Below are 1,553 nucleotides of genomic sequence, written 5' to 3'. Positions count from 1 at the left end.
AATATAGACAATCAGCAGATCAGTTTTGCCGGGAACATATTGACCCTTGGCAATGGAACAGGTGCTGATACCACTGTCGATCTTTCGGGATATATCTCCACGGATGACCAGGCCTTGAGCTTGGTGGGCAATACCCTTACCTTGGAAGATGGAGGTACGGTAGACCTGACTCCATACTTGGACAATACAGACGACCAGACCATCACTGCATTCAGTATGGATGCGGCCAACATATTGACCATTACCTTGGAGGATGGGAATACGCAGACCGTGGATCTATCGTCTTTGAACAATAGTGGTACGGATGACCAGGCGCTTAGTTTGGCCGGGAATACATTGACCTTGGAAGATGGCGGTACAGTAGATCTTACCCCATATTTGGACAATACGGATACCCAGGATTTGTCTATTGATGTTACCGGAAAAATTATTTCCCTTGTAGATGGAGGGTCTGTAACGATCAATGCGGATGATGCTGATGCCGATCCAGCCAATGAGATCCAAAACCTAAATCAAGTTTTGGCTACAGGGAATGATGCAGGTGCCCAAGGGATAACCAATTTGTTGGACCCTGTGAACCCTCAGGACGCAGCTACCAAAAACTATGTGGATAGTGTAGCCGATGATGATATTACTGGAGTTAGCTTTAACTCTGGAACCAACACCATTACCGTAGATGAAGGAACTACCAGTTTTTCTGCAGACCTTTCTGCTTTGAGCGAGACTGTTGTAGGTTCCAATGATATCACTGTTACCGATGACGGGAATGGAAATTATACAGTGGATTATGTAGATGGAGATAAAGACTCAACAAACGAATTCAATACCGCATTGGGTATGAATGCCGGTAGTCTTGAAATTACAGATGGAGGAGGAACCCTTTCCACAGGAATGATCAGTACAGATGCAAATAACGACATTGCCTTTGGTGCAGATGGGAAATTGTACTTGAATGTTGCTTCGGTAACCATTTCGGAAACAATTACCAATCTCTCGGATACTGGAGATGGGACCATAACCTATGTCAATGAAAATGGGATTACCCAAAAAGTAAATAAGGCTAATATCACGGATAATTCCGATGGTACCTACACCTTTACCAATAATGACGGTACGGATGTTATCCTAGATACTAGGGCTGTTTCAAATCCATATAACAATGTGCCTTCAGGATTAACGGCCACCAATGTTCAGGCAGCTATTGATGAGCTGGCAGCGGGAAGTACAGACAACCAAACATTGTCAACCTCCGGTGCTGCTGGAGATATTTCCATCTCAGGTGGGAATAACATAGCCATAAATGTAAATGATGCGGATGCTGATCCAACGAACGAATATAACACAGGTATCAGCCTGGTCGGTTCCAATCTAACGGTGACCGATGGAGGAGGAAACCAGACAATAGATATATCCGGAGTAAACACGGATACCCAGGACCTTTCGATTGATGCTACCGGAAAGATCATCTCCTTGGTAGATGGTGGTTCCGTGACCATCAATGCCGATGATGCGGATGCTGATCCAACGAACGAAATCCAGACGCTGACTTCTAC

At 44.9% G+C, this 1,553-nt stretch carries 1 protein-coding gene; it reads left to right on the top strand.

Annotated features, from left to right (window positions below; genetic code table 11):
* A partial coding sequence (locus WAA86_RS15340; protein ID WP_337301900.1) for a beta strand repeat-containing protein occupies positions 1 to 1,553 on the top strand: 1,553 nt, incomplete at both ends.

This window comes from Sediminicola sp. 1XM1-17, assembly GCF_037203765.1.
Classification (GTDB): domain Bacteria; phylum Bacteroidota; class Bacteroidia; order Flavobacteriales; family Flavobacteriaceae; genus Sediminicola.
Note: the sequence above shows the minus strand (reverse complement) of the source record. Positions and strands in the feature narration are given on the sequence as shown.